Origin of the sequence: Streptomyces griseoloalbus (assembly GCA_014650015.1) — a bacterium.
Classification (GTDB): Bacteria; Actinomycetota; Actinomycetes; order Streptomycetales; family Streptomycetaceae; genus Streptomyces; species Streptomyces griseoloalbus.
This window is the reverse complement of the sequence record BMUD01000011.1, coordinates 82,910-105,575: the sequence shown is the minus strand read 5'-3', so window position 1 is coordinate 105,575 and position 22,666 is coordinate 82,910. Positions and strand designations below refer to the sequence as shown.

The window sequence follows — 22,666 nt, the reverse complement described above, 5'->3', positions numbered from 1 at the left end:
GAGACGGTGAAGGACTAGGGCCTTCTGACGATTCCCGCCTGCCCTGCGGGCGACGACGCGAATGGTCAGAACGGCCCTAGCCGAGCGGATGCATCCAGCCGTGCTTGTCCTCGGCGGTGCCGCGCTGGATGTCGAGGAGGGCCTGGCGCAGGCGGAGGGTGACCTCGCCGGGCTCGCCACCGCTCTGCGTCCACTCGGCACCGGCCCGCTTGACGGTGCCGACCGGGGTGATGACGGCCGCCGTGCCGCAGGCGAAGACCTCGGTGAGGCTGCCGTTCTCCGAGTCGCGCTGCCACTGCTCCACCGAGACCCGCTCCTCGACGGCCTCGTAGCCGAGGTCGCGGGCGACGCCCAGCAGGGAGTCACGGGTGACGCCCTCCAGGATGGAACCGCTGAGGGTGGGGGTGACGATCTTGTCCCCGTACACGAAGTACAGGTTCATGCCGCCCAGTTCCTCGACCCAGGTGTGCTCCACCGCGTCGAGGTAGCAGACCTGGTCGCAGCCCTTGGTGGCGGCCTCGGCCTGGGCGAGCAGGGAGGCCGCGTAGTTGCCGCCCGTCTTCGCGTCGCCCATGCCGCCGGGGACGGCGCGGACGCGGTCCTCGGAGACCCAGATGGAGACCGGCTTCACTCCGCCCGGGAAGTAGGCACCGGCCGGGGAGGCGATCACCAGGAACAGGTACTCGTTGGCCGGCTTCACGCCCAGGCCGACCTCGGTCGCGATCATGAACGGGCGCAGATAGAGGGACTCCTCGCCGCCGTGGGCCGGCACCCACGCCTTGTCCTGCGCGACGAGGGCGTCGCACGCCTCGATGAAGGTCTCGACGGGCAGTTCGGGCATGGCGAGGCGGCGGGCGGAGCGCTGGAAACGCTCGGCGTTCTTCTCGGGGCGGAAGGTGGCGACGGAGCCGTCGGGCTGACGGTAGGCCTTCAGTCCCTCGAAGATCTCCTGCGCGTAGTGCAGGACGGTGGTGGCGGGGTCGAGGGAGATCGGCGCGTACGGGACGAGCTGACCGTCGTGCCAGCCACGGCCCTCGGTCCACTTGATCGTCACCATGTGATCGGTGAAGTGGCGGCCGAACCCGGGGCTGGCCAGGATCGCCTCGCGCTCCGCGTCCGCGAGTGGGTGGGCCGAGGGCTTGAGCTCGATCGTGGGCGTCGTCATGAGTGGTTGTCCTTCACCGGTTGTAGTGACGGGCCGCGCACACGCCCGTACGGCCGGTGGCCAGTACTAGGATGTCCGAGCATTCCCTCATTCCGCGGCTCCGTGTCCGATTATCGCCCGGGGGCGACGGCGGAAGAAACAGGGTGAATGCGGCCCGTTGGTCGATGGTGGCACCCGGCGGGGACATGCGGAAGCCGCCGGGAGCGGATGCGACCCGGCGGCTTCGAATGGTGTCGAGTAAGCGCGCCGGGTCAGCCGGCTACTCGTGCGGCGAGCGCGTCGCCGATCTCCGAGGTGCTGCGGGCGGGCAGGCCGCCGCGGTCGGCGAGGTCGGCGGAGACGGCGTCCTCGATGCGGCTCGCCTCGGGCTCGTAGCCGAGGTGGCGCAGCAGGAGGGCGACGGACAGGACCGTGGCGCTGGGGTCGGCCTTGCCCTGGCCGGCGATGTCCGGGGCCGAGCCGTGCACGGGCTCGAACATCGACGGGTAGTCACCGGAGGGGTTGATGTTCCCGCTCGCGGCGACGCCGATGCCGCCGGAGACGGCCGCGGCGAGGTCGGTGATGATGTCGCCGAAGAGGTTGTCGGTGACGATGACGTCGAAGCGGGCCGGGTCGGTGACGAGGTAGATCGTCGCGGCGTCGACGTGGATGTAGTCGGTGGTGACCTCGGGGAACTCCTCAGCCACCTTGTTGAAGATGTTCGTCCACAGATGCCCGGCGAAGGTCAGCACGTTGTTCTTGTGGACCAGCGTGAGCTTCTTGCGGGGGCGGGCCTGGGCGCGGGCGAAGGCGTCGCGGACCACGCGCTCGACACCGAAGGCCGTGTTGACGGAGACCTCGGTGGCGACCTCGTGCTCGGTGCCCTTCCGGATGGTGCCGCCGTTGCCGGTGTACGGGCCCTCGGTGCCCTCGCGGACGACCACGAAGTCGATCTCGGGCTGCCCGGCGAGCGGGGTGGCGACGCCGGGGAGGAGCTTCGACGGACGCAGGTTCACGTGGTGGTCGAAGGCGAAGCGGAGCTTGAGCAGGAAGCCGCGCTCGAGGACGCCGGAGGGGACACTGGGGTCGCCGATGGCGCCGAGCAGGATGGCGTCGTGCCGCTTCAGCTCGTCGAGGTCGCCGTCGGTGAGGGTCTCACCGGTGGCGTGGTAGCGCGTGGCGCCGAAGTCGTACTCCTTGGTCTCCAGCTTCACATCCTGCGGAAGGACGGCGGAGAGGACCTTCAGACCTTCGGCCACGACCTCCTGGCCGATGCCGTCACCGGGGATCACTGCGAGATTGATGCTGCGAGACATGCGGGCACCCTACTCCTCGTCCCACGGGATGACATGCGACGTCCGGCATGCGGACGCCGACGGCGTGTCAGTGGCCGGTCGAGCCGCCGTTGTCCCTGCGGTCGAGGGCGCGCTGGAGGGCGGCGGCCGCGTTCTTGCGGTCGGATTCGCTGGTGCGGGAGGTGTGGCGGACGCGGCGGCGGACGGTCGTCTCGGCCATGGGTCATCGACTCCTTCGACATGCCGGAAGTGCGGAAAAGGGGGAGTACGAGACGCCGAGTGGGGCGGGGAGCGACGGCCACAGGGGTTGCCTGCACGGGCCCGGCTCACGACCGCCGTTCGCTTGGTCGAGCGAGGCGTTCGGCTCCTACAAAAGTAAGGGAGCGAGGAGCAGCTGTCTCCACAATTACTCGGACTTCCTACTATCTGAGACGGCACCCCGAAATCTAACCGCTCTCAACATGTTGACTGGTTAGAGCACCCATGATGGACTGCGCTCACAGCCAACCACTCACCATGCATTCACCGGTTAGAAGGGTCGCCCGCATGCCCACCCACCACCGCACCCTCACCCTCCGCGGCCACGAGGTCGCCTACCGCGAGGCCGGTCCCGCGGACGCCCCCGTGCTGCTGCTCCTGCACGGCTTCCCCAGCAGCTCGCACATGTTCCGCGACCTCATCCCGCTCCTCGCCGACCGCTACCGGGTGATCGCCCCCGACCACATCGGCTTCGGACGGTCGGCCACGCCCGCCGGTGCGGGAGATCTACACGCCGGACGGCATCAAGTGGCAGTACCTGCACGGTGTTCCCGACCCGAGCCTGGTCAGCCCCGACGCCTACGAGCACGACGCCGCGCTCCTCGCACGCCCCGGGCAGGCGGAGATCCAGCTCGACCTGATCTCCGACTACGGATCCAACATCGCGCTGTACCCGGCCTTCCAGGCGTACTTCCGCGACAGCCAGGTCCCGCTGCTCGCCACCTGGGGCGCCCACGACGCGATCTTCGTCCCGGCCGGCGCCCTCGCCTTCCAGCGCGACCTGCCGGAGGCCGAGGTGCATCTGCTCCCCACCGGCCACTTCGCCCTGGAGACCCACGCGTCCCGGATCGCCGCCCTGATCCGGGACTTCCTCGCCCGCAGCCTCACCTCCTGACACGCTCACCCCCAGAACGCACCAGGGCCGGGCCGTCACATCGACGGCCCGGCCCTCGCGGGGGTGCTGGAAGATCAGCCCATGTGCGGGTAGGTGTAGTCGGTCGGCGGGACCAGGGTCTCCTTGATGGCGCGGGTCAGGGTCCAGCGCATCAGGTTCTGCGGGGCGCCGGCCTTGTCGTTGGTGCCGGAGGCGCGGCCGCCGCCGAAGGGCTGCTGGCCGACGACGGCGCCGGTCGACTTGTCGTTGATGTAGAAGTTGCCGGCCGCGTAGCGCAGCTTGTCCATCGTGTACGCCGCCGCCGCGCGGTCGTTCGCGATGACCGAGCCGGTCAGGGCGTAGTCGGACACCGACTCCATCTGGGTCAGCATCTCGTCGTACTTCTCGTCGTCGTAGACGTGCACGGCGAGGATCGGACCGAAGTACTCGGTGCGGAACACCTCGTTCTCCGGGTCGGCGCACTCGATGACGGTCGGGCGGACGAAGTAGCCCTCGGAGTCGTCGTAGGTGCCGCCCGCGACGATGGTGCAGGAGGCGTCCTCCTTGGCGCGGTCGATGGCGGCCTTGTTCTTGGCGAAGGACCGCTCGTCGATGACGGCGCCGATGAAGTTGGACAGGTCGGTGACGTCACCCATCTTGATGCCGTCGACCTCGGCCGCGAACTCCTCCTTGAAGCCGGAGTTCCAGATCGACGCCGGGATGTAGGCGCGGGAGGTCGCCGAGCACTTCTGGCCCTGGTACTCGAAGGCACCGCGGGTCAGCGCGGTCTTGAGGATCGCGGGGTCGGCCGACGGGTGGGCGACGACGAAGTCCTTGCCGCCGGTCTCACCGACCAGGCGCGGGTAGGTGCGGTACTTCTCGATGTTGTTCCCGACCGTCTTCCACAGGTGCTGGAAGGTCTTGGTCGAGCCGGTGAAGTGGATGCCGGCGAGGTCCCGGTGCTCCAGGGCGACCGCGGAGACCTCGATGCCGTCGCCGGTGACGAGGTTGATGACGCCCTTGGGCAGGCCCGCCTCCTCCAGCAGCCTCATCAGCAGCACGGCGGCGTGGGTCTGGGTCGGGGACGGCTTCCAGACGACCACGTTGCCCATGAGCGCGGGCGCGGTGGGCAGGTTGGCCGCGATGGCGCTGAAGTTGAACGGCGTGATCGCGTAGACGAAGCCCTCCAGCGGGCGGTGGTCGAGGCGGTTCCACACGCCCGGGGAGTTGGCCGGGGGCTGCTCGGCGAGGATGCCGCGCGCGTAGTGGACGTTGAAGCGCCAGAAGTCGACCAGCTCGCAGGGGCTGTCGATCTCGGCCTGCTGGGCGGTCTTGGACTGGCCCAGCATGGTGGAGGCGGCGATGGTCTCGCGCCAGGGGCCGGCCAGCAGCTCGGCGGCGCGCAGGATGATCGCCGCGCGGTCGTCGAAGGACATCGCGCGCCAGGCGGGAGCGGCGGCCAGGGCCGCGTCGATGGCGTCCTGGGCGTCCTGCCGGGTGGCGTTGCGGTAGGTGCCGAGCACGGCCCGGTGGTTGTGCGGCTGGACGACCTGGAAGGCCTCGCCGCCGCCCATCCTGCGCTCACCGCCGATGGTGCAGGTGAGGTCGATCGGGTTGTCGGCCAGCTCCTTGAGCTTGGCCTCCAGCCGGGCGCGCTCGGGCGTCCCGGGGGCGTAGCCGTGCACCGGCTCGTTGACGGGGGTGGGGACCTGGGTCACAGCGTCCATGGTTTCCGTAACTCCTTGACTTGAGCGGTGTGGTGTCAGCCCTTGGTGATCATGCTGCGGGCGAAGAAGCGCGGGTTGGCCGGCTCCTCCGCCGGGCGGCGCACGCCGTGCCCGCCCGGGGGACGGCCCCCGGGCCCCCGGCCGGGGCCGGGGCTGCGGCGCAGCCGAGTCGTCTCAGTCATGGCTGATCATGCTCCGCAGGAAGAAGCTCAGGTTGGCCGGCTTCTCGGCCAGGCGGCGCATGAAGTAGCCGTACCAGTCGGTGCCGTAGGCCGTGTAGACACGCATGCGGTGGCCCTCGGCGGCCAGCCGCAGGTGCTCGTCGCCCCGGATGCCGTAGAGCATCTGGAACTCGTACTCGTCGAGCTTGCGTCCGGCGCGGTGGGCGAGTTCCTGGGCGATGGAGATCAGACGCGGGTCGTGGGACCCGATCATCGGGTAGCCCTCGCCCTCCATCAGCGTCCGCAGGATGCGCACGTACGCCTTGTCGATCTCGTGCTTCTGCTGGTAGGCGACCTCGGCGGGTTCCTTGTAGGCCCCCTTCACCAACCGTACGCGACTGCCGCTCGCGGCGAGGCGGCGCGCGTCCTCCTCGGTGCGGAAGAGGTAGGCCTGGATGACGCAGCCGGTTCCCGGGACGTCCTTCCGCAGCTCCTCGTGGATGGCGAACATCGAGTCGAGGGTGGTGTGGTCCTCGGCGTCCAGGGTGACCGTGGTGCCGATCCCGGCGGCGGCCTCGACGACCGGGCGGACGTTGGCGAGCGCCAGTTCGTGGCCGCCGGGGAGGGCCTGCCCGAACATCGACAGCTTCACCGACATCTCGGCGCGGGTGCCGAGCTCCAGCGGCTTCAGCCGGTCGATCAGCTCCAGGTACGCGTCGCGGGCGGCGGTGGCCTGCTCCGGGGTGGTGATGTCCTCGCCGACGACGTCCATGGTCAGCTCCAGGCCGTCGCCGGTGAGCTCCTGGATGATCGGCAGGATCTCGTCGACGGTCTCACCGGGGATGAAGCGGTCGACGACCTGCCTGGTCACCGGGGCCGCCGAGATCAGGCGTCGCATCCGGTCGCTGCGCGACGCGGCGAGAATCACGGGACCCAGCACGGGGCACCTCCACAAGCTGCATGAGGCCGTCACCCGACCATTCGGGTACGGCACGGAGAACCACCGTGAAACCTAAGGATCCCCCCGATCGTCTGCCATCGACAGCTGTCACGCATCCGTGCGGCAGATCTCAGACAGATGTATGAAGGCATCAGGATTTTGGGGCAGAATGCCCTGGTGACGTCGGAATACAGGGATGACTACCAGGAGCTGGTGGACGAGATCTCGGAGCTGCTCGGCGCTCCGGCGACCCTGGAGAACCGGGACTTCGAGCTGATCGCCTTCGGGGCGTACGACAGCGAGGGCGACCTCGATCCGTCGGCGCTGGACCCGGTGCGCACCCGCTCGATCCTGACCCGCCGCTCGACGGCCGCCGTCCGCGCCTGGTTCGAGGGCTTCGGCATCACCCGCGCGACCGGCCCGGTCCGCATCCCGCGCACCCCGGAGGCGGGCGTGCACCGGGGGCGGATCTGCCTTCCGGTGCGCCATCGGGGTGTCGTCCTCGGCTACGTCTGGCTGCTGGACTACGACCCGGGCCCCTCCGAGCGGCAGCTCGGCGCGGCCATGGGGGTGACGGCCCGGATCGGGGCACTGCTCGCCGACGAGGCCCAGCAGGGCGCCGATCTCACGCGGGAACTGCGGGCGGTGCTGACGGCCGAGCGGGGCTGGCAGCGGGAGATGGCGGTCGCCGAACTGCGCACCGCCCTCGGCAGCCGCGCCGAGGGTCTGCACACGGTGGTCTGCGTCGCCCCCTGGCCCTCCGCCGACCCCGACGACGCCCCCTCGGTCCGTACGGTGCCGGGCGCGACGGCGCTGTGCACCCTGCCGTGGGGAGCCACCGCTTCGTCCCTGGCCCTGCTGTTGCGGCTGCGCTCGGCGGACGTACCGGCTCCGGCGACGACGGCGGCCGCGCGGCTTCTGGAGCGCACGCGCGGGAGCGGTCCGGGAAGCCGGGGCGGCCCCCCGGTGGCCGCCGGGATCGCCGCACCCCGCGCGGGTCTCGCCGACCTGGGCGCGGCCTGGGAGGAGGCGTCGGCGTCGGCGCGGGCGGCGCTGGCCGAACCCCGGCTGGGGCCGGTCGCCCAGTGGGCGTCGATCGGGCCCTTCCGGCTGCTGACGGCACTGCCCCCGGGCGCCGCCCACGACCCCGTCGTCAGCCCTCTGCTCTCCCCCGCCCACCATGAACTCGCCCGCACCGCCGAGGTCTACCTGGACTGCGCGGGCCAGGCCGGCCGCACCGCCGCCGAGCTGGGCATCCACCGGCAGACGCTGTACTACCGGCTGTCCCGGATCGAGCAGCTCACCGGTCTGGACCTGGACGACGGGGAGGACCGGCTGCTGTTGCACATGACACTGAAGGCGCACCGGCTGTGACCGGTGCGCGGGCCGTCAGCGCGGGGCGGCGGCCTCGACGACCCGGCGGAGGCCGGCGGTCAGCTGCTCGGCGCCGGGGGCGGTCTTCGGGTCGAAGGTCCACTGGGCGATGAGGCCCGTCATCAGGGTCACGTAGAACATGCCGAGGGTGTCCGCGGTCTCGTCGGCCACGTCCTCCTCCCGGCCGCCCATCAGCAGCGGGATCAGGCCGCGTCCGGCCTCCCGCTGGGCCACCGCCAGATGGTCGCGCACCTCGGGCAGCTGGTCGCCGATGGCGAGCACCTCCATGCTGAGGCGCCAGATCGAGCCGGGCCCCTTCATGGTGCCGATGATGTTGGACCACACCTGCTCGAACCGCTCCAGGGAACCGGGCTCGGTACCGTCCACGGTCCCGCCGCCGTCGAAGGCGTCGCCCATCCCCTCGACCAGCGCGATGTAGGCCTGTGCGAGCAGCGCGTCCTTCGACCCGTAGTGGTAGCCGATGGACGCCAGGTTGGTCCCCGACTCCTTGACGACGTCACGGGCCGTCGTGCGTACGAACCCCTTGGCGAGCAGGCAGCGCTTGGCGCCCTCGAGCAGATCCTCACGGTGTCCCATGGCGCCACTCTACCCATCCGTCCATACGCACGTCTTATACGCACGTCCTAGACAACCGTATAGGACACCCGTACAGTCACCGGCATGACGATGACCCCACCCCGCGCGGGCCGCCGTGAGTGGACCGCGCTCGCCGTGCTGATGCTTCCGCTGCTGCTGGTCTCGATGGACGTGTCCGTCCTCTACTTCGCGGTCCCGGAGATCAGCGCGGACCTCAGGCCGAGCGGCACCCAGCAGCTGTGGATCTTCGACATCTACGGCTTCGTCCTGGCCGGCCTGCTGATGACGATGGGGTCGCTGGGCGACCGCATCGGCCGCCGCAGGCTGCTCCTCATCGGCGCCGGGGCCTTCGGCGCCGCCTCCCTGCTCGCGGCGTACGCGCACACCGCCGAGACGCTGATCGCGGCCCGCGCGGTCCTCGGCATCGGCGGCGCGACCCTGATGCCGTCGACGATGGCGCTGGTCCGCACGATGTTCACCGACCCCGCCCAGCGGGCGAAGGCGATCGGGCTGTGGTCCGGGGTGATGACGGCCGGGATCGCGCTCGGCTCGGTGATGAGCGGCGTGCTCGTCGAGCACTTCTGGTGGGGCTCGGTCTTCCTGGTCAACCTGCCCGCGATGGCCCTGCTGCTGATCCTCGGCCCGGTGCTCCTGCCCGAGTCGAAGAACCCCTCCCCCGGCCGGTTCGACCTGATCGGCGTACCGCTGTCGATGGCGGCGGTCCTGCCCGTGGTCTACGGGCTGAAGGAACTGCCCTCCGAGGGCTGGAACGTCCGGTACGTCGTCTCGATCACCGTCGGACTGCTCTTCGCGGCGCTGTTCGTGCACCGGCAGCGCACGACGGCCTCGCCGATGATCTCTCCGGCCCTCTTCCGCGGCCACGGGTTCACCCCGGCGGTGGTCCTCACCACGATGTCGGCCTTCGGCATGATGGGCTCGGCGTACTTCACCACCCAGTACCTGCAGTCGGTGCTCGACAAGAGCGCCCTGGAGGCGGCGCTGTGGAGTCTGCTGCCGTCGGTGCTCATCGGTGTCGCCGCACCGGTCGCCGCGCAGCTGGTCCAGCGGGGTGTCGACCGGGCGCACGTCGTGACGGGCGGCTTCCTGGTCGCGGCGGGCGGCTACGGGCTGCTGGCGCTCGCGGGTACGGACTCGCTGTGGCCGGTGCTGGCCGCGTGCGGGGTGATGGCGTCGGGCATCGTCGTCGTGATGTCGCTGCTCACCGACCTGGCGCTCGGCACGGCCCCGGTCGAGAAGGCGGGAGCGGCGTCCTCCCTGCTGGAGACCGGCACCGAGTTCGGCGGCGCCCTGAGCATGGCCGTCCTCGGCTCCATCGGCACGGCCGTCTACCGCCACGACATCCCCGCGGGCGCACCCGCTCCCGCTCAGGAGACCCTGGGCGGCGCCCTCGCGGTCGCCGCCGAGCTGCCGGGACGTGCGGGGGACGCCCTGGCGACGGCGGCACGGGAGGCGTTCACCAGCGGGATGCAGGGCGCCGCGATCGCGGGGGCGGTGCTGCTGACCGGGGCGGCGGGTCTGGCGGCGACGGGTCTGCGGCGCATCGGGGCGCATGAGGAAGCACCCACGGAAAACGCCGGACGAGCTGATCGAGTCAGCCCGTCCGGCGGGTGAGAACGAGCCCGTTCAGGACGAACGGGGGCCGGGGGTGCCGGGGGCACGGCCCCCAGTGGTCTCAGACGAGGTTGACGGAGCGAGCCGACGTCGCCCCGACCTCCGCGGCGAGCTCACCCAGCACCCCGGGGGAGACCGTGTCGTCGACCGTCAGCACGGCGAGCGCCTCGCCGCCGACCGTCGCGCGGGCGACCTGCATGCCGGCGATGTTGATGCCCGCCTCACCGAGGATGCGGCCCACGGTGCCGACGACGCCCGGACGGTCCTCGTAACGCAGGACGACCATGTGGTCGGCGAGCGCGAGGTCCACGTCGTACTCGCCGACCGCGACGATCTTCTGGACGTGCTTGGGGCCGGCCAGCGTGCCGGAGACCGAGATCTCCTCGCCGTCGGCGAGGGTGCCGCGCACGGTGACGACATTGCGGTGGTCGGCCGACTCCGAGCTGGTGGTCAGCCGGACCTCGACACCGCGCTCCTGGGCGAACAGCGGGGCGTTGACGTAGGACACCGTCTCGTCGACGACGTCCTCGAAGACGCCCTTGAGCGCGGACAGCTCCAGCACCTTCACATCGTGCTGGGTGATCTCGCCGTACACCTCGACGTCCAGGCGGACCGCGACCTCACCGGCGAGCGCGGTGAAGATCCGGCCGAGCCGCTCGGCGAGCGGCAGACCCGGCTTGACGTCCTCGGCGATGACACCGCCCTGCACGTTCACCGCGTCCGGGACCAGCTCACCGGCGAGCGCGAGCCGCACCGAGCGGGCGACGGCGATGCCGGCCTTCTCCTGCGCCTCGTCGGTGGAGGCGCCGAGGTGCGGGGTGCAGACCACCTGGTCGAACTCGAACAGCGGGGAGTCGGTGCACGGCTCCTTGGCGTACACGTCGAGGCCCGCGCCGGCGACCCTGCCCTCCTTGAGCGCCGAGTACAGCGCCTCCTCGTCGACGATGCCGCCGCGCGCGGCGTTGATGACGCGCACGCTCGGCTTGACCTTGCGCAGCGCCTCGTCGCCGATCAGGCCGAGGGTCTCGGGGGTCTTGGGCAGGTGGACGGTGATGAAGTCGGAGACCTCGAGCAGCTCGTCCAGCGACAGCACCTTGACGCCCATCTGGGCGGCCCGTGCGGGCTGCACGTAGGGGTCGTAGGCGACGACCTTCATGCCGAAGGCGGACATGCGCTGCGCGACGAGGGCGCCGATCCGCCCCAGGCCCACGACACCGAGGGTCTTCTCGGCGAGCTCGACGCCCGTGTACTTGCTCCGCTTCCACTCGCCGTTCTTCAGCGCGGCGTTGGCCTGCGGGATGTTGCGCGCGGTGGCGACGATCAGACCGCAGGCGAGCTCGGCGGCGGTCACGATGTTCGAGGTCGGGGCGTTGACGACCATCACGCCGGCCTTGGTGGCGGCGGAGACGTCGACGTTGTCGAGGCCGACACCGGCGCGGGCGACGACCTTGAGCTTGTTCGCGGCGGCGATCGCCTCGGCGTCGACCTTGGTGGCCGAGCGGACCAGGATCGCGTCCACGTCGGCGATGGCCGGGAGCAGTTCCGCGCGGTCCGCTCCGTTGCACTGGCGGATCTCGAAGTCCGGCCCGAGTGCGTCGACGGTGGCGGGCGACAGCTCTTCAGCGATGAGTACGACGGGTTTCGAGCTCACGTGGGTCCTCACAAGTCCAGTGCGGACGGCCGTCCCGACGGCCGCAGGCGGTGAAGAAGTGCTAGCCGCGTGGAAGACGCACGACGCTGTGGGCCTGACGCGTATGTAGTGCTGCAGTGTAGTGGCGCCGAGGGCGTCGTCTTACGCCGCTTCGGAAGGATCACCCGTCCGTGGAAGGACGGGATGGACAACGCCGTACCACCGACGTTACCCCGGGTTCGCCCAAGGGGCCGGAGCAGTCCGCTCCGGCCCCTTGGCCATGAGGCTTACGCCTCCTCGTCGACCCAGCTCATGAGCTTGCGCAGCTCCTTGCCGGTGGTCTCCAGCAGGTGCTCGGAGTCCTGCTGCTTGTACTCGTTGTACTTCTTCAGACCGCCGTGGTACTCGTCCATCCAGTTCTTGGCGAACGTGCCGTCCTGGATCTCGGCGAGGACCTTCTTCATCTCGGCCTTGGTGGCGTCGGTGATGATCCGCGGGCCGGTGACGTAGTCGCCCCACTCGGCGGTCTCGGAGATCGACCAGCGCATCTTCTCCAGGCCGCCCTCGTACATGAGGTCCACGATCAGCTTCAGCTCGTGCAGGCACTCGAAGTAGGCGATCTCCGGCTGGTAGCCCGCCTCGGTCAGCGTCTCGAAGCCCGCCTTGACCAGCGCCGCGGTACCACCGCAGAGAACGGCCTGCTCGCCGAACAGGTCGGTCTCGGTCTCCTCGGTGAAGGTCGTCTTGATGACGCCCGCGCGGGTGCCGCCGATGCCCTTGGCGTACGACAGGGCCAGCTCGAAGCCGCTGCCGGTGGCGTCCTGCTCGACGGCCGCGATGCAGGGAACGCCGCGGCCCTCCTCGTACTGACGGCGCACCAGGTGGCCCGGGCCCTTGGGGGCGACCATGCAGACGTCCACGCCGGCCGGGGGCTTGATGAAGCCGTAGCGGATGTTCAGGCCGTGGCCGAAGAACAGGGCGTCGCCGTCGTTGAGGTTGTCCTTGATGTGCTCCTCGTAGACCTGCGCCTGGATCGGGTCCGGGACGAGGATCATGATGACGTCGGCCTCGGCGGCGGCCTCCGACGGGCTCACCACGCGCAGGCCCTGCTCCTCGGCCTTGGCCTTGGACTTGGAGCCCTCGTGCAGACCGACGCGCACGTCGACGCCGGAGTCGCGCAGCGACAGGGCGTGGGCGTGGCCCTGGCTGCCGTACCCGATGACCGCGACCTTGCGGCCCTGGATGATGGACAGGTCGGCGTCGGCGTCGTAGAACAGCTCGGCCACTTTGGGTTCTCTCCTTGAGTGCAGGTGTCGCGTCCCACCGTATGACGGTGGGGGGAGGGGAAGGTCGGGGGTCTCGGCATACGGGCGGCCGGTCGTCTCCCGGCCGCCCGGTCCGGGTCGCACGCCGCCCGGTTCAGGGCTCACGCCGACCCTTTCGTGTCTTACGCCGATCGGTCCAGAGCGCGCAGTGACCGGTCCGTGATCGAGCGGGCACCGCGTCCGATCGCGATCGTGCCGGACTGGACGAGCTCCTTGATACCGAACGGCTCCAGCATCTTGAGCATGGCGGACAGCTTGTCGCTGCTGCCGGTGGCCTCGATGGTCACGGCCTCCGGGGAGACGTCCACGGTCTTGGCGCGGAACAGCTGGACGATCTCGACGATCTGGGAGCGCGTCTCGTTGTCCGCGCGCACCTTCACCAGAACGAGTTCACGCTGGACCGCCTGCCCGGGTTCGAGCTCGACGATCTTCAGCACGTTGACGAGCTTGTTGAGCTGCTTGGTGACCTGCTCCAGCGGGAACTCCTCGACGCTCACCACGATGGTGATGCGGGAGATGTCGGGGTGTTCGGTGACGCCGACCGCGAGCGAGTCGATGTTGAAGCCGCGGCGGGAGAACAGGGCGGCGATCCGGGCCAGGATGCCCGGGGTGTTCTCCACCAGGACGGAGAGCGTGTGCTTGGACATGATCTCTTCGGTCTCTCTCGCTCAGTCGTCTTCGTTGTCGCCGAAGTCGGGGCGGACGTCCCGGGCGGCCATGATCTCGTCGTTGGAGGTGCCGGCGGCGACCATCGGCCACACCATCGCGTCCTCGTGGACGATGAAGTCCACGACGACCGGGCGGTCGTTGACGGAGTTCGCCTCCTCGATGACCTTGTCGAGGTCGGCGGGGTCCTCGCAGCGGATCGCGTAGCACCCCAGGGCCTCCGACAGCTTGACGAAGTCAGGAACGCGCGTGCCCTTCGCCTCCGGGTTGACGTCGTCGGGGCCGGAGTGGAGCACCGTGTTGGAGTACCGCTGGTTGTAGAAGAGGGTCTGCCACTGGCGGACCATCCCGAGCGCGCCGTTGTTGATGACGGCGACCTTGATCGGGATGTTGTTCAGGGCGCAGGTGGCCAGCTCCTGATTGGTCATCTGGAAGCAGCCGTCGCCGTCGATCGCCCAGACGGTGCGGTCGGGCGCGCCGGCCTTGGCGCCCATGGCGGCCGGGACCGCGTAGCCCATGGTGCCGGCGCCGCCGGAGTTCAGCCAGGTGGCGGGCTTGTCGTACTCGATGAAGTGCGCGGCCCACATCTGGTGCTGGCCGACGCCCGCGGTGAAGATCGTGCCCTCGGGCGCCAGCTGCCCGATGCGCTCGATGACCTGCTGCGGCGAGAGCGAGCCGTCCGCGGGCTGGTCGTAGCCGAGCGGGTACGTCTCGCGCCAGCGGTTGAGGTCGGCCCACCAGGCGGTGCAGTCGCCCTGGTGGCCCTCCGCGTGCTCCTTCTGGACCGCCTGGACGAGGTCGGCGATGACCTCGCGGGCGTCACCCACGATCGGCACGTCGGCGGCGCGGTTCTTGCCGATCTCGGCCGGGTCGATGTCGGCGTGCACGATCTTGGCGTACGGGGCGAAGCTGTCCAGCTTGCCGGTGACGCGGTCGTCGAAGCGGGCTCCGAGGGCGACGATCAGGTCGGCCTTCTGCAGCGCGGTGACGGCGGTGACCGAACCGTGCATGCCCGGCATTCCCACGTGCAGCGGGTGGCTGTCGGGGAACGCGCCGAGCGCCATCAGGGTGGTGGTGACGGGCGCTCCGGTGAGTTCCGCGAGGACCTTCAGCTCGGCGGTGGCGCCGGCCTTGAGGACGCCGCCGCCGACGTAGAGCACCGGCCGCTTGGCGGCGGTGATCAGCTTGGCGGCCTCGCGGATCTGCTTGGCGTGCGGCTTGGTGACGGGCCGGTAGCCGGGCAGGTCCATGGTGGGCGGCCAGGAGAAGGTGGTCTTCGCCTGCAGGGCGTCCTTGGCGATGTCGACCAGCACCGGGCCGGGGCGGCCGGTGGAGGCGATGTGGAAGGCCTGCGCGATCACCCGCGGGATGTCCTCGGCCTTGGTGACGAGGAAGTTGTGCTTGGTGATCGGCATGCTGATGCCGACGATGTCGGCCTCCTGGAACGCGTCCGTGCCGATCGCCTTGGAGGCGACCTGGCCGGTGATCGCGACCATCGGCACGGAGTCCATGTGCGCGTCGGCGAGCGGCGTGACCAGGTTGGTGGCGCCGGGGCCGGAGGTCGCCATGCAGACGCCCACCTTGCCGGTGGCCTGCGCATAGCCCTCGGCCGCGTGGCCGGCGCCCTGCTCGTGGCGGACCAGGACGTGACGCACCTTGACGGAGTCCATCAGCGGGTCGTACGCCGGAAGGATGCACCCGCCGGGAATGCCGAATACCGTGTCGGCGCCGACCTCCTCGAGAGAGCGGATGAGGGCCTGCGCACCCGTGACGTGCTCGACGGGGGCGGACTGTCCTCCGGATCGGGGCCGGGGCTGCGGGTGAGGGGCCCCGGTGGCCTGCTCGGTCATCGGCATTCTCTTCTCGATGCTGAGGGTTTTTGCGAAGTTCGTGCGGGTTACGCGTACTGCTCGGCAGGTGCTTGTGCAACAAAAAACCCCTCGTGCCGTAAGGCAAGCGAGGGGAGCGCGCCGGGTGGAGGTCGCTGAGCGGTCGAGGCTCAGCGTCAGCCGACGCGCTTTCCAAGTACGAGAATTCGGGTGCGCATGGCTCTGACCCTCCCCCCGGCGCGCATCCACTGTCAAGTGGGTGGGACGGGAGTCTCATTATGTGAGCGTAGTGCCGTACCGCCCTGGAGCACGGCGGTCACTCCACCGGAGTACACGCCGGACCCCCCGCCGACGAACACCGGTTCGGCCGGCCCGTGCGGCAGCGGGTGGTGCCCGGCGGCCAGCGCCCTGCGCAGCCGGTACTCGTCGAGCGGTCCGGAGAAGGCCACGCCCTGCCCGTGCGTGCAGCCCATCGCGCGCAGGGCCACCGCCTGCTCGGGCAGGTCCACGCCGTCGGCCACGGACTGCATCCCGAGGTCGGAGGCGATGCGCAGCAGCCCACTGGTGATCTTGTGCAGCCGCGCGGACTCGACCACGCCGTCGACCAGGCTGCGATCGAGCTTCAGCACGTCGACGGGGAGCCGCCTGAGGGCCGTGATCGCGGCGAGTCCGCTGCCGAAGCCGTCGAGGGCGATGCGGACGCCGATCCGCTTGAGCACGGTCAGCCGACGCTCCAGCTCGTCGAGGGAAACCCTGGGATCGGTGTCGGCCAGCTCGACGACCAGGGAACCGGACGGCAGCCCGTGCCGGGTGAGCAGCGCCTCGATGGAGCTCACGGGCAGCGACCGGTCCAGCAGGCGGCGCGCGCTCAGCCGGACGGCCACGGGTACGGGCAGACCGGTCGCGTGCCGTTCGGCGGCCTGTTCGACGGCCTCCTCCAGCACCCACCGGGCCAGCTCGGCGGTCTTGTCGCTGTCCTCGGCCACGCGCAGGAACTCCGCGGGGGTGAGGAGCACCCCTTGGGACGAGCGCCAGCGCGCCTGGGCGCAGACGGAGGTGATCCGGCCGTCCGCCAGACACACCACCGGCTGGTGCAGCAGGGCGAACTCGCCGTGGTGCAACGCCGCGCGCAGCCGGGTGGCCAGCTCGGCCTTGCGGACGACGTCCTGCTGCATCTGCGGCTTGTACAGCTCCACCCGGCCCTTGCCTGCCGCCTTGGCCCGGTACATGGCGAGGTCGGCGTTGCGCAGCAGCTCACCCGCGCCGAGGCCGGGTTCGGCGAAGGCGACGCCGATGGAGGCGTTGACCCGGACATCGTTGCCGTCGATGAGATAGGGCTGGGACAGCGTCGCCCTGAGGCGGTCGGCCAGCTCCAGGATGTGCCGCTCCCGGGCGTCCCGGTCGCGCACGCCGTCTCCGACGATCAGGGCCGCGAACTCGTCGCCGCCCAGCCGGGAGGCGGTGTCGCCCTTGCGGACCGCGTCCTGGAGTCTGCGGGCGGCCTGGACGAGCAGCTCGTCCCCGGCCTGGTGCCCGATCGTGTCGTTGACCCCCTTGAAGCCGTCGAGGTCGATGAAGAGTACGGCCGTGCCCCTCAGGGCGGCCCCGCGGTCGGAGGCGCGGCGGCCGGACAGGGCCTGCTGGACGCGTCGGGTGAACAGGGCCCGGTTGGGCAGGTCGGTGAGCGGGTCGTGCTCCGCGTTGTGCTGGAGCTGCGCCTGGAGGCGTACTCGCTCGGTCACGTCACGGCTGTTGAAGATGAGACCGCCGTGGTGCCGGTTGACGGTCGACTCGACGTTCAGCCAGCCGCCGTCACCGGAGCGGAACCGGCACTCGATACGGGTCGTGGGCTCCTCGACGGGGTTCGCGGCGAGGAAGCGGCGCACCTCGTGCACGACACAGCCCAGGTCGGCCGGGTGGATGAGGCCGGCCAGTTCCGTACCCACCAGTTCCTCCGCGGGACGGCCGTACACCCCGGCGGCGGCCGGGGAGACATAGCGGAGGATGCCGCTGGGCGCGGCGATCATGATGACGTCGCTGGAGCCCTGCACCAGGGAGCGGAAGTGGTTCTCCTTCTGCGCCAGTTCCTGGGTGAGCGTGATGTTGTCGAGCAGCATGATGCCCTGGCGCACCACGAGCGCGAGCACCACGGTGCCCCCGGTGAGCAGGACGACGCGGTCGACGCTGCGGCCGTTGAGGACGTTGTAGAGGATCCCCAGGGTGCACACGGCCGCGGCGAGGTACGGCGTGAGTGCGGCGATGGGCCGGGAGGCCGGATACCGGCCGGGCTCGCCGCCGGGCGCGGGCGGGTGGTGGTGGTCCGGCCCGCCGCGCTGCCCGGGCAGGTGCTCGCGGACCACACGCGTGTGCCCTTCTCTCTCGGGCGGGCCGCCGCGGGGAGCGGTCCAGGGGGCGTACGCGAGGAGCAGCGAGCCGGCGAACCAGCCCGCGTCGAGCAGTTGTCCGGAGCGGTAGCTGTCGTGCAGCAGCGGGGAGGTGAACAGGGCGTCGCACATCACGGTCAGCGCGAGCGCGCCGATCGCGGTGTTGACCGCGGACCGGTTCACCGCCGAACGCCGGAAGTGCAACGCGAGCACCATGCTGACCAGGGCGATGTCGAGCAGCGGATACGCCAGTGACAGCGCGGTGTGCGCGACGCCCGGGCCCTCGGCCTGCGCGGCCTGGGCGAGCGCGAGGCTCCAGGCGAGGGTGAGCAGGGAGCCGCCGATCAGCCAGGCGTCCAGGGCGAGACAGACCCAGCCGGCCCTGGTCACGGGCCGCTTGGCGAGCACCAGCAGTCCCACGATGGCGGGCGGCGCGAAGCACAGGAAGAACAGGTCGGCGTAGCTGGGGCTGGGCACCGGGAGCCCGAGGACCACCTCGTACCACCCCCAGACCAGGTTGCCCAGACAGGCCATGGCCGAGGAGAGGCCGAACAGCAGCCAGGCGGGTCGAAACCGGGTGCGCGGGCTGCGGGCGTAGACGAAGCAGGACACGGCGGCGGCCCCGGCCGCCGCGCTCAGCCCGAAGTCGCCCATGATCAGGGCGAGTTGTTCCGAACCCCAGCCGAATGCGGCGCCCACGGCGTACGCCGCGCAGACGAGGGCCAGAACGAGTTGGGCGACCGGACCGGGCCGGCGGCAGGCGGCCGGCGCACAGGGCAGCAGTGATCGCGGAGCGGGCCGCGACCTCAGGGCCCCCTCGAGTGTGGGGGTGGGGGTGGGGGCGCTCACCGGTCACTCCCGGTCCGCGCCGCCGCTCCCGGATCCCTCAGCCCCCGGTGGACCGGGTGGGCGTGACTCCCGCGTCCGGCATGCCGGTGGCGGTGACGGGGAGTGCCGTGCCGGCCACCGTGCCGGATGTGGTGGCCGCCGTGGTGACCGCGGCTGCGCGCGGCCGTGCGCCAGGGTCGTCGCCGACGGCTCCGCCGCGTCGGATCGCTCGTCCATAGGCCGTGCATCGCCCGTCGCCCCCCTCACAGTCTGCGTGTCCATCCCTCGCGCCGGTGGTCGACGGCGCAGCCCCTGTCGGGACGATACACCAGTCTCGTCACTCAGGGACATAGGTTCTCTACGCTCCGTAACGATCACCCGATGTATGAGTACCCACCGCGCCCGAGGAGTCGCGTACGGTACTCGAAGCGGACTAGGGGCCCTCCGCTCCCGTCACCAGGATCACGTTGCCGAGCTCCTCCTGGTTCACGAAACGGCGCAACTGGTCCACCAGCAACCGCTGGGCGCGGGGCAGGAAGGCGGAGGTGGGTCCGCCGACGTGTGGGCTGATGAGGACGCCGGGTGCCCGCCACAAGGGATGTTCCGAGGGCAGCGGTTCGGGATCCGTGACGTCGAGCGCCGCGGTGATGCGACCGCTCTCCAGCTCGCTGAGCAGCGCCTTGGTGTCGACGACGCCACCGCGGGCGACGTTCACGAGCAGGGCGCCGTCCTTCATACGGGCCAGGAAAGCGGCGTCCACGAGGTGCCGGGTGGTCTCGGTGAGCGGAGTGGAGAGGACGACGACGTCCGCCTCCGGCAGCAGGGAGGGCAGTTCGGTGAGTGGATGCACCGGGCCGCGCTCCGTGGTGCGCGCGGAGCGCGCGACGCGTGCCACCCGCGCGGGCTCGAACGGAACGAGCCGGTCCTCGATGGCCGCGCCGATCGAGCCGTATCCCACGACGAGCACGTTCTTGTCGGCGAGCGCGGGCCGGAACCCGCCGCGCCACTCCCCCTTGTCCTGGGCCCGCACGAAATCGGGGATGCCGCGCAGGGAGGCCAGGATCAGCGTGAGGGTGAGCTCGGCGGTGCTGGCCTCGTGCACTCCGCGCGCGTTGCACAGCCGCACGCCCGGGGGCAGGTGTCGCAGACCGGGCTCCACGTGGTCGGTGCCGGCCGACAGGGTCTGCACGACCCGGACCGAGCGCATCAGCGGCAGCGGACGCACCCCGATCCCGGGGGGCTTCATGTACGGCACGACGTAGAAGACGCAGTCGGCCGGGTCGGCGGGAAACTCCTCGCCACCGTCCCAGAAACGGTAGTGCGGCCCTTCGGGGAGCCCTTCGATCCCGTCCGGCGGGAGCGGAAGCCATACGTCAGCAGTCATGGTCCGGAGGCTAGTTCAAGGGCTCGGGACGGCAGAGGTTAGGTTGGGGGGCCGGAGAGGGAGGGTCACGAGCAGGTGGAGCGCAGGACGATCGGCGCGGCGGCGCTCGCGGTGGGGGCCGTCGGACTCGGGTGCATGCCGATGAGCTGGGCCTACAGCACCTCCCGGCAGCGCGGCGAGGAGTCGCTCAGGGCGGTGCACCGGGCACTGGACGCCGGTTCGACGCTCCTCGACACCGCCGACATGTACGGCCCGTTCACCAACGAGTTGCTGCTCGGGCGGGTGCTGAAGGAGCGGCGTTCGGACGCCTTCGTGTCCACCAAGGTCGGTCTGCTGGTGGGCGACCAGCACATCGTGGCCAATGGCCGCCCGGGGTATGTGCGAAGGGCCTGTGACGCGTCCCTGCGCCGGCTCCAGACCGATGTCATCGACCTCTACCAGTTGCACCGCGCCGACCCGGAGATTCCGGTCGAGGAGACGTGGGGTGCGATGGCGGAGCTGGTACGGGCGGGGAAGGTACGGGCCTTGGGGCTGTGCGCGGTGGGGGCGCGCTCGTCCCGGCGGCCGGGGGCCCGGCTGCACGACGCGACGATCCGGCAGCTGGAGCGGGTGCAGCAGGTCTTTCCGGTGAGCGCGGTGGAGGCGGAGCTGTCGGTGTGGTCGCCGGAGGCGCTGGAGACGCTGCTGCCGTGGTGCGAGACGCGAGGGATCGGTTTCCTGGCCGCGATGCCGCTGGGCAACGGCTTCCTGACCGGGACGCTGACGCCCGGCGTGGGCTTCGAGGCGGACGACCCGCGCGCCCGGCACCCCCGCTTCACGGCCGAGATGATGGCCGCGAACCAGCCGATCGTGGTCGGCCTGCGCCGCGTCGCCCGGCGGCACGGCGAGCATGTCACCGCGGCCCAGGTGGCGCTGGCCTGGGTGCTGTCCCGGGGGCGCCAGGTGATCCCGGTCCCCGGCGCCAAGCGGGAGCGGTGGGTCGCGGAGAACGCGGCGGCGGTGGACCTGCGCCTGACGGAGCGCGATCTGACGGAGATCGCGGAACTGCCGACGGCCCAGGGATCGTGGGACTGAGCCACGCGCCGAGGGGTGGTACGGGCGGCGCGGTCCCGCGGTCCCGGAGGTCACGGTCCGGCGGGGGTGCGGTCCCGCGGTCCCGGGGTTCGAGATCGGCCGATCGGGAACCTGGCAGGCGCGAGCGGTGTATGACAGGGAGAACCCGCCGCGTCGAAGGGACAAGATCGTGCGACATCGAGCCGTGACGGCCGTGCTGGCCGCCGCCGCGCTCCTGCTGACGGCCGGATGCTCCTCCGACGACGGAGGATCCCCGGACACGTCCGGCAGCGCCTCCCCGAGTGATACGGCCGCGCGGTCGTCGTCCCCGGGGCCAACCGCGCAGGAGACCCCACCCGCGAAGGGCTCGGTGAAGGTGGTGCGCACGGTCGCCACGGGCCTGAGCACCCCCTGGGGCCTGGCCCCCCTGCCGGGCGGCGACCTCCTGGTGTCCTCCCGGGACGAGGCGACGATCACCCGGGTCGACGCGAAGACCGGCGAGAAGACCGAGCTGGGCGAGGTGCCGGGGGTGTCGCCGTCCGGTGAGGGCGGCCTCCTCGGCATAGCCCTCTCCCCGGAGTACGCCTCGGACCACATGATCTACGCCTACTTCACCTCTGCCTCGGACAACCGCGTCGTCCGCCTGATCCACGACGAGGAGAAGCCCGCCGGCGAACGACTGGGCGCGCCCGACACGGTCTTCCGGGGCATCCCCAAGGGAGTGGTCCACAACGGCGGCCGGATCGCCTTCGGCCCGGACAGGATGCTGTACGTGGGCACGGGCGAGAGCGGTGACACGGGCCTGTCCCAGGACAAGGAGTCGCTGGGCGGCAAGATCCTGCGGCTCACCCCGGAGGGCGAGCCGGCCCCGGGCAACCCGTTCCCCGACTCCCCGGTGTACTCCTACGGCCACCGCAATGTGCAGGGCCTGGCCTGGGACGGCAGACAGCGGCTGTTCGCCTCGGAGTTCGGCCAGAACACGTGGGACGAGCTGAACGCGATCAAGCCGGGCGACAACTACGGCTGGCCGGAGGCGGAGGGCAGGTCCGGCGAGGGCGGTTTCCACGACCCGATCGACCAGTGGAGCACCGACGAGGCCTCCCCCAGCGGCATCGCCCACGCCGAGGGCTCGATCTGGATGGCCGGCCTGCGCGGCGAGCGGCTGTGGCGCATACCCCTGAAGGGCACCGAGGCCTCGGCGGACCCGCAGGCCTTCCTCAAGGGCGAGTTCGGCCGGCTGCGTACGGTGGTCCCGGCGGGCGACGACAGGCTGTGGCTGGTCACCAGCAACACGGACGGCCGGGGCGACCCGCAGGACGGCGACGACCGCATCCTGGAGCTCCGGGTGAGCTAGGACCTGTCTGACAAGTCGCGTCGTCGCCCGCAGGGCGGCCTCGCGGCGTCAGGTGCGTGCTCTCGGCGTGCCGGGGGTAGAGCCTCGTACGGGATGTACTCGGCTCCGCGCCCGGTGCGGCGAGAGTGCGTGCATGGCATCGCGAGGCAGGCGGGAATCGTCAGACAGGCCCTAAGGGATGCCGTTCGGATCCTGCCGGGGTCGCGGGGGC

The 22,666-nt window shown here is 70.8% G+C and carries 17 protein-coding genes and 1 pseudogene; 5 read left to right on the top strand and 13 right to left on the bottom strand.

The features are described 5' to 3' along the window. Positions 1-76 precede the first annotated feature (76 nt). The 3 genes from IE178_RS18425 to IE178_RS36040 all read right to left on the bottom strand — a co-directional run bounded on the left by IE178_RS18425 (position 77) and on the right by IE178_RS36040 (position 2,659). On the bottom strand, positions 77-1,165 hold the full coding sequence (locus tag IE178_RS18425) for a branched-chain amino acid aminotransferase (protein WP_193513078.1): 1,089 nt from the start codon (positions 1,163-1,165) through the stop codon (positions 77-79). Positions 1,166-1,416: 251 nt separating this feature from the next. Beyond that, on the bottom strand, positions 1,417-2,460 hold the full coding sequence (locus IE178_RS18420; RefSeq protein ID WP_193513077.1) for a 3-isopropylmalate dehydrogenase: 1,044 nt from the start codon (positions 2,458-2,460) through the stop codon (positions 1,417-1,419). A 67-nt stretch (positions 2,461-2,527) separates the two neighbouring features. After that, complete coding sequence (locus IE178_RS36040) at positions 2,528-2,659, bottom strand: hypothetical protein (protein ID WP_106982032.1); 132 nt, start codon at positions 2,657-2,659, stop codon at positions 2,528-2,530. A 296-nt stretch (positions 2,660-2,955) separates the two neighbouring features. Between IE178_RS36040 and IE178_RS18415 the strand changes: the two are divergent. Then, a pseudogene (locus tag IE178_RS18415) lies at positions 2,956-3,592 on the top strand (alpha/beta fold hydrolase). 74 nt (positions 3,593-3,666) lie between these two features. Here IE178_RS18415 and pruA read toward each other — a convergent pair. The 3 genes from pruA to IE178_RS18400 are packed head-to-tail and all read right to left on the bottom strand — an operon-like array spanning position 3,667 to position 6,399. Then, entirely contained in the window at positions 3,667-5,298 is a 1,632-nt protein-coding gene (gene pruA, locus IE178_RS18410) for an L-glutamate gamma-semialdehyde dehydrogenase (RefSeq protein ID WP_184764080.1), read from the bottom strand. Positions 5,299-5,333: 35 nt separating this feature from the next. Beyond that, the gene (locus IE178_RS18405) at positions 5,334-5,480 is read right to left on the bottom strand and encodes a hypothetical protein (RefSeq protein ID WP_193513076.1); all 147 of its coding nucleotides are present in this window, start codon (positions 5,478-5,480) and stop codon (positions 5,334-5,336) included. Beyond that, positions 5,473-6,399, bottom strand: coding sequence for a proline dehydrogenase family protein (locus IE178_RS18400; protein ID WP_193513075.1), 927 nt, complete (start codon positions 6,397-6,399; stop codon positions 5,473-5,475). The genes IE178_RS18405 and IE178_RS18400 overlap by 8 nt, the downstream gene beginning before the upstream one ends. A 138-nt stretch (positions 6,400-6,537) precedes the next feature. Between IE178_RS18400 and IE178_RS18395 the strand changes: the two genes are divergently transcribed. Continuing rightward, positions 6,538-7,773, top strand: a complete 1,236-nt coding sequence (locus IE178_RS18395; RefSeq protein WP_193513074.1) for a PucR family transcriptional regulator — start codon at positions 6,538-6,540, stop codon at positions 7,771-7,773. A 15-nt stretch (positions 7,774-7,788) separates the two neighbouring features. Here the strand turns inward: IE178_RS18395 and IE178_RS18390 are convergent, their stop codons facing one another. Next, positions 7,789-8,370: a TetR/AcrR family transcriptional regulator gene (locus tag IE178_RS18390; protein WP_184764076.1), complete on the bottom strand. Its 582-nt coding sequence runs from the start codon at positions 8,368-8,370 to the stop codon at positions 7,789-7,791. Between the two features lie 84 nt (positions 8,371-8,454). Here IE178_RS18390 and IE178_RS18385 point away from each other — a divergent pair, with 84 nt between their 5' ends. Beyond that, entirely contained in the window at positions 8,455-10,002 is a 1,548-nt protein-coding gene (locus tag IE178_RS18385; protein ID WP_193513073.1) for an MFS transporter, read from the top strand. A 61-nt stretch (positions 10,003-10,063) separates the two neighbouring features. Here the strand turns inward: IE178_RS18385 and serA are convergent, their stop codons facing one another. From serA to IE178_RS18355, 6 genes are all read right to left on the bottom strand, one after another. Continuing rightward, complete coding sequence (gene serA, locus IE178_RS18380) at positions 10,064-11,653, bottom strand: phosphoglycerate dehydrogenase (RefSeq protein WP_184764074.1); 1,590 nt, start codon at positions 11,651-11,653, stop codon at positions 10,064-10,066. A gap of 266 nt (positions 11,654-11,919) precedes the next feature. Continuing rightward, on the bottom strand, positions 11,920-12,918 hold the full coding sequence (gene ilvC / locus IE178_RS18375; protein WP_184764073.1) for a ketol-acid reductoisomerase: 999 nt from the start codon (positions 12,916-12,918) through the stop codon (positions 11,920-11,922). Between the two features lie 161 nt (positions 12,919-13,079). Then, positions 13,080-13,604: an acetolactate synthase small subunit gene (gene ilvN / locus IE178_RS18370; RefSeq protein ID WP_030216544.1), complete on the bottom strand. Its 525-nt coding sequence runs from the start codon at positions 13,602-13,604 to the stop codon at positions 13,080-13,082. Positions 13,605-13,625: 21 nt separating this feature from the next. Further along, positions 13,626-15,473, bottom strand: coding sequence for an acetolactate synthase large subunit (locus IE178_RS18365; protein WP_184764072.1), 1,848 nt, complete (start codon positions 15,471-15,473; stop codon positions 13,626-13,628). A gap of 230 nt (positions 15,474-15,703) precedes the next feature. Continuing rightward, positions 15,704-18,685, bottom strand: coding sequence for a putative bifunctional diguanylate cyclase/phosphodiesterase (locus tag IE178_RS18360; RefSeq protein WP_193513072.1), 2,982 nt, complete (start codon positions 18,683-18,685; stop codon positions 15,704-15,706). A 412-nt stretch (positions 18,686-19,097) separates the two neighbouring features. Continuing rightward, positions 19,098-20,048 (bottom strand): 2-hydroxyacid dehydrogenase, encoded by a 951-nt coding sequence (locus IE178_RS18355; protein WP_193513071.1) that lies wholly within the window; start codon positions 20,046-20,048, stop codon positions 19,098-19,100. Between the two features lie 75 nt (positions 20,049-20,123). Here IE178_RS18355 and IE178_RS18350 point away from each other — a divergent pair, with 75 nt between their 5' ends. Together IE178_RS18350 and IE178_RS18345 are read left to right on the top strand one after the other, a co-directional pair. Then, a complete protein-coding gene (locus tag IE178_RS18350) occupies positions 20,124-21,122 on the top strand; it encodes an aldo/keto reductase (RefSeq protein WP_184764069.1) in 999 nt (332 codons plus the stop codon). A gap of 169 nt (positions 21,123-21,291) precedes the next feature. Beyond that, positions 21,292-22,455: a PQQ-dependent sugar dehydrogenase gene (locus tag IE178_RS18345; RefSeq protein WP_318280113.1), complete on the top strand. Its 1,164-nt coding sequence runs from the start codon at positions 21,292-21,294 to the stop codon at positions 22,453-22,455. The last annotated feature ends 211 nt before the right edge of the window (positions 22,456-22,666 follow it).

What these genes read in the sequence shown, in the direction of transcription:
- IE178_RS18385 (WP_193513073.1), top strand. Translation starts at nt 8,455, where the DNA reads ATGACGATGACCCCACCCCGCGCGGGCCGCCGTGAGTGGACCGCGCTC.
- IE178_RS18405 (WP_193513076.1), bottom strand. Translation starts at nt 5,480, where the DNA reads ATGACTGAGACGACTCGGCTGCGCCGCAGCCCCGGCCCCGGCCGGGGG.
- ilvN (WP_030216544.1), bottom strand. Translation starts at nt 13,604, where the DNA reads ATGTCCAAGCACACGCTCTCCGTCCTGGTGGAGAACACCCCGGGCATC.
- IE178_RS18355 (WP_193513071.1), bottom strand. Translation starts at nt 20,048, where the DNA reads ATGACTGCTGACGTATGGCTTCCGCTCCCGCCGGACGGGATCGAAGGG.
- pruA (WP_184764080.1), bottom strand. Translation starts at nt 5,298, where the DNA reads ATGGACGCTGTGACCCAGGTCCCCACCCCCGTCAACGAGCCGGTGCAC.
- IE178_RS18395 (WP_193513074.1), top strand. Translation starts at nt 6,538, where the DNA reads ATGTATGAAGGCATCAGGATTTTGGGGCAGAATGCCCTGGTGACGTCG.
- IE178_RS18390 (WP_184764076.1), bottom strand. Translation starts at nt 8,370, where the DNA reads ATGGGACACCGTGAGGATCTGCTCGAGGGCGCCAAGCGCTGCCTGCTC.
- IE178_RS36040 (WP_106982032.1), bottom strand. Translation starts at nt 2,659, where the DNA reads ATGGCCGAGACGACCGTCCGCCGCCGCGTCCGCCACACCTCCCGCACC.
- IE178_RS18420 (WP_193513077.1), bottom strand. Translation starts at nt 2,460, where the DNA reads ATGTCTCGCAGCATCAATCTCGCAGTGATCCCCGGTGACGGCATCGGC.
- IE178_RS18425 (WP_193513078.1), bottom strand. Translation starts at nt 1,165, where the DNA reads ATGACGACGCCCACGATCGAGCTCAAGCCCTCGGCCCACCCACTCGCG.
- IE178_RS18365 (WP_184764072.1), bottom strand. Translation starts at nt 15,473, where the DNA reads ATGACCGAGCAGGCCACCGGGGCCCCTCACCCGCAGCCCCGGCCCCGA.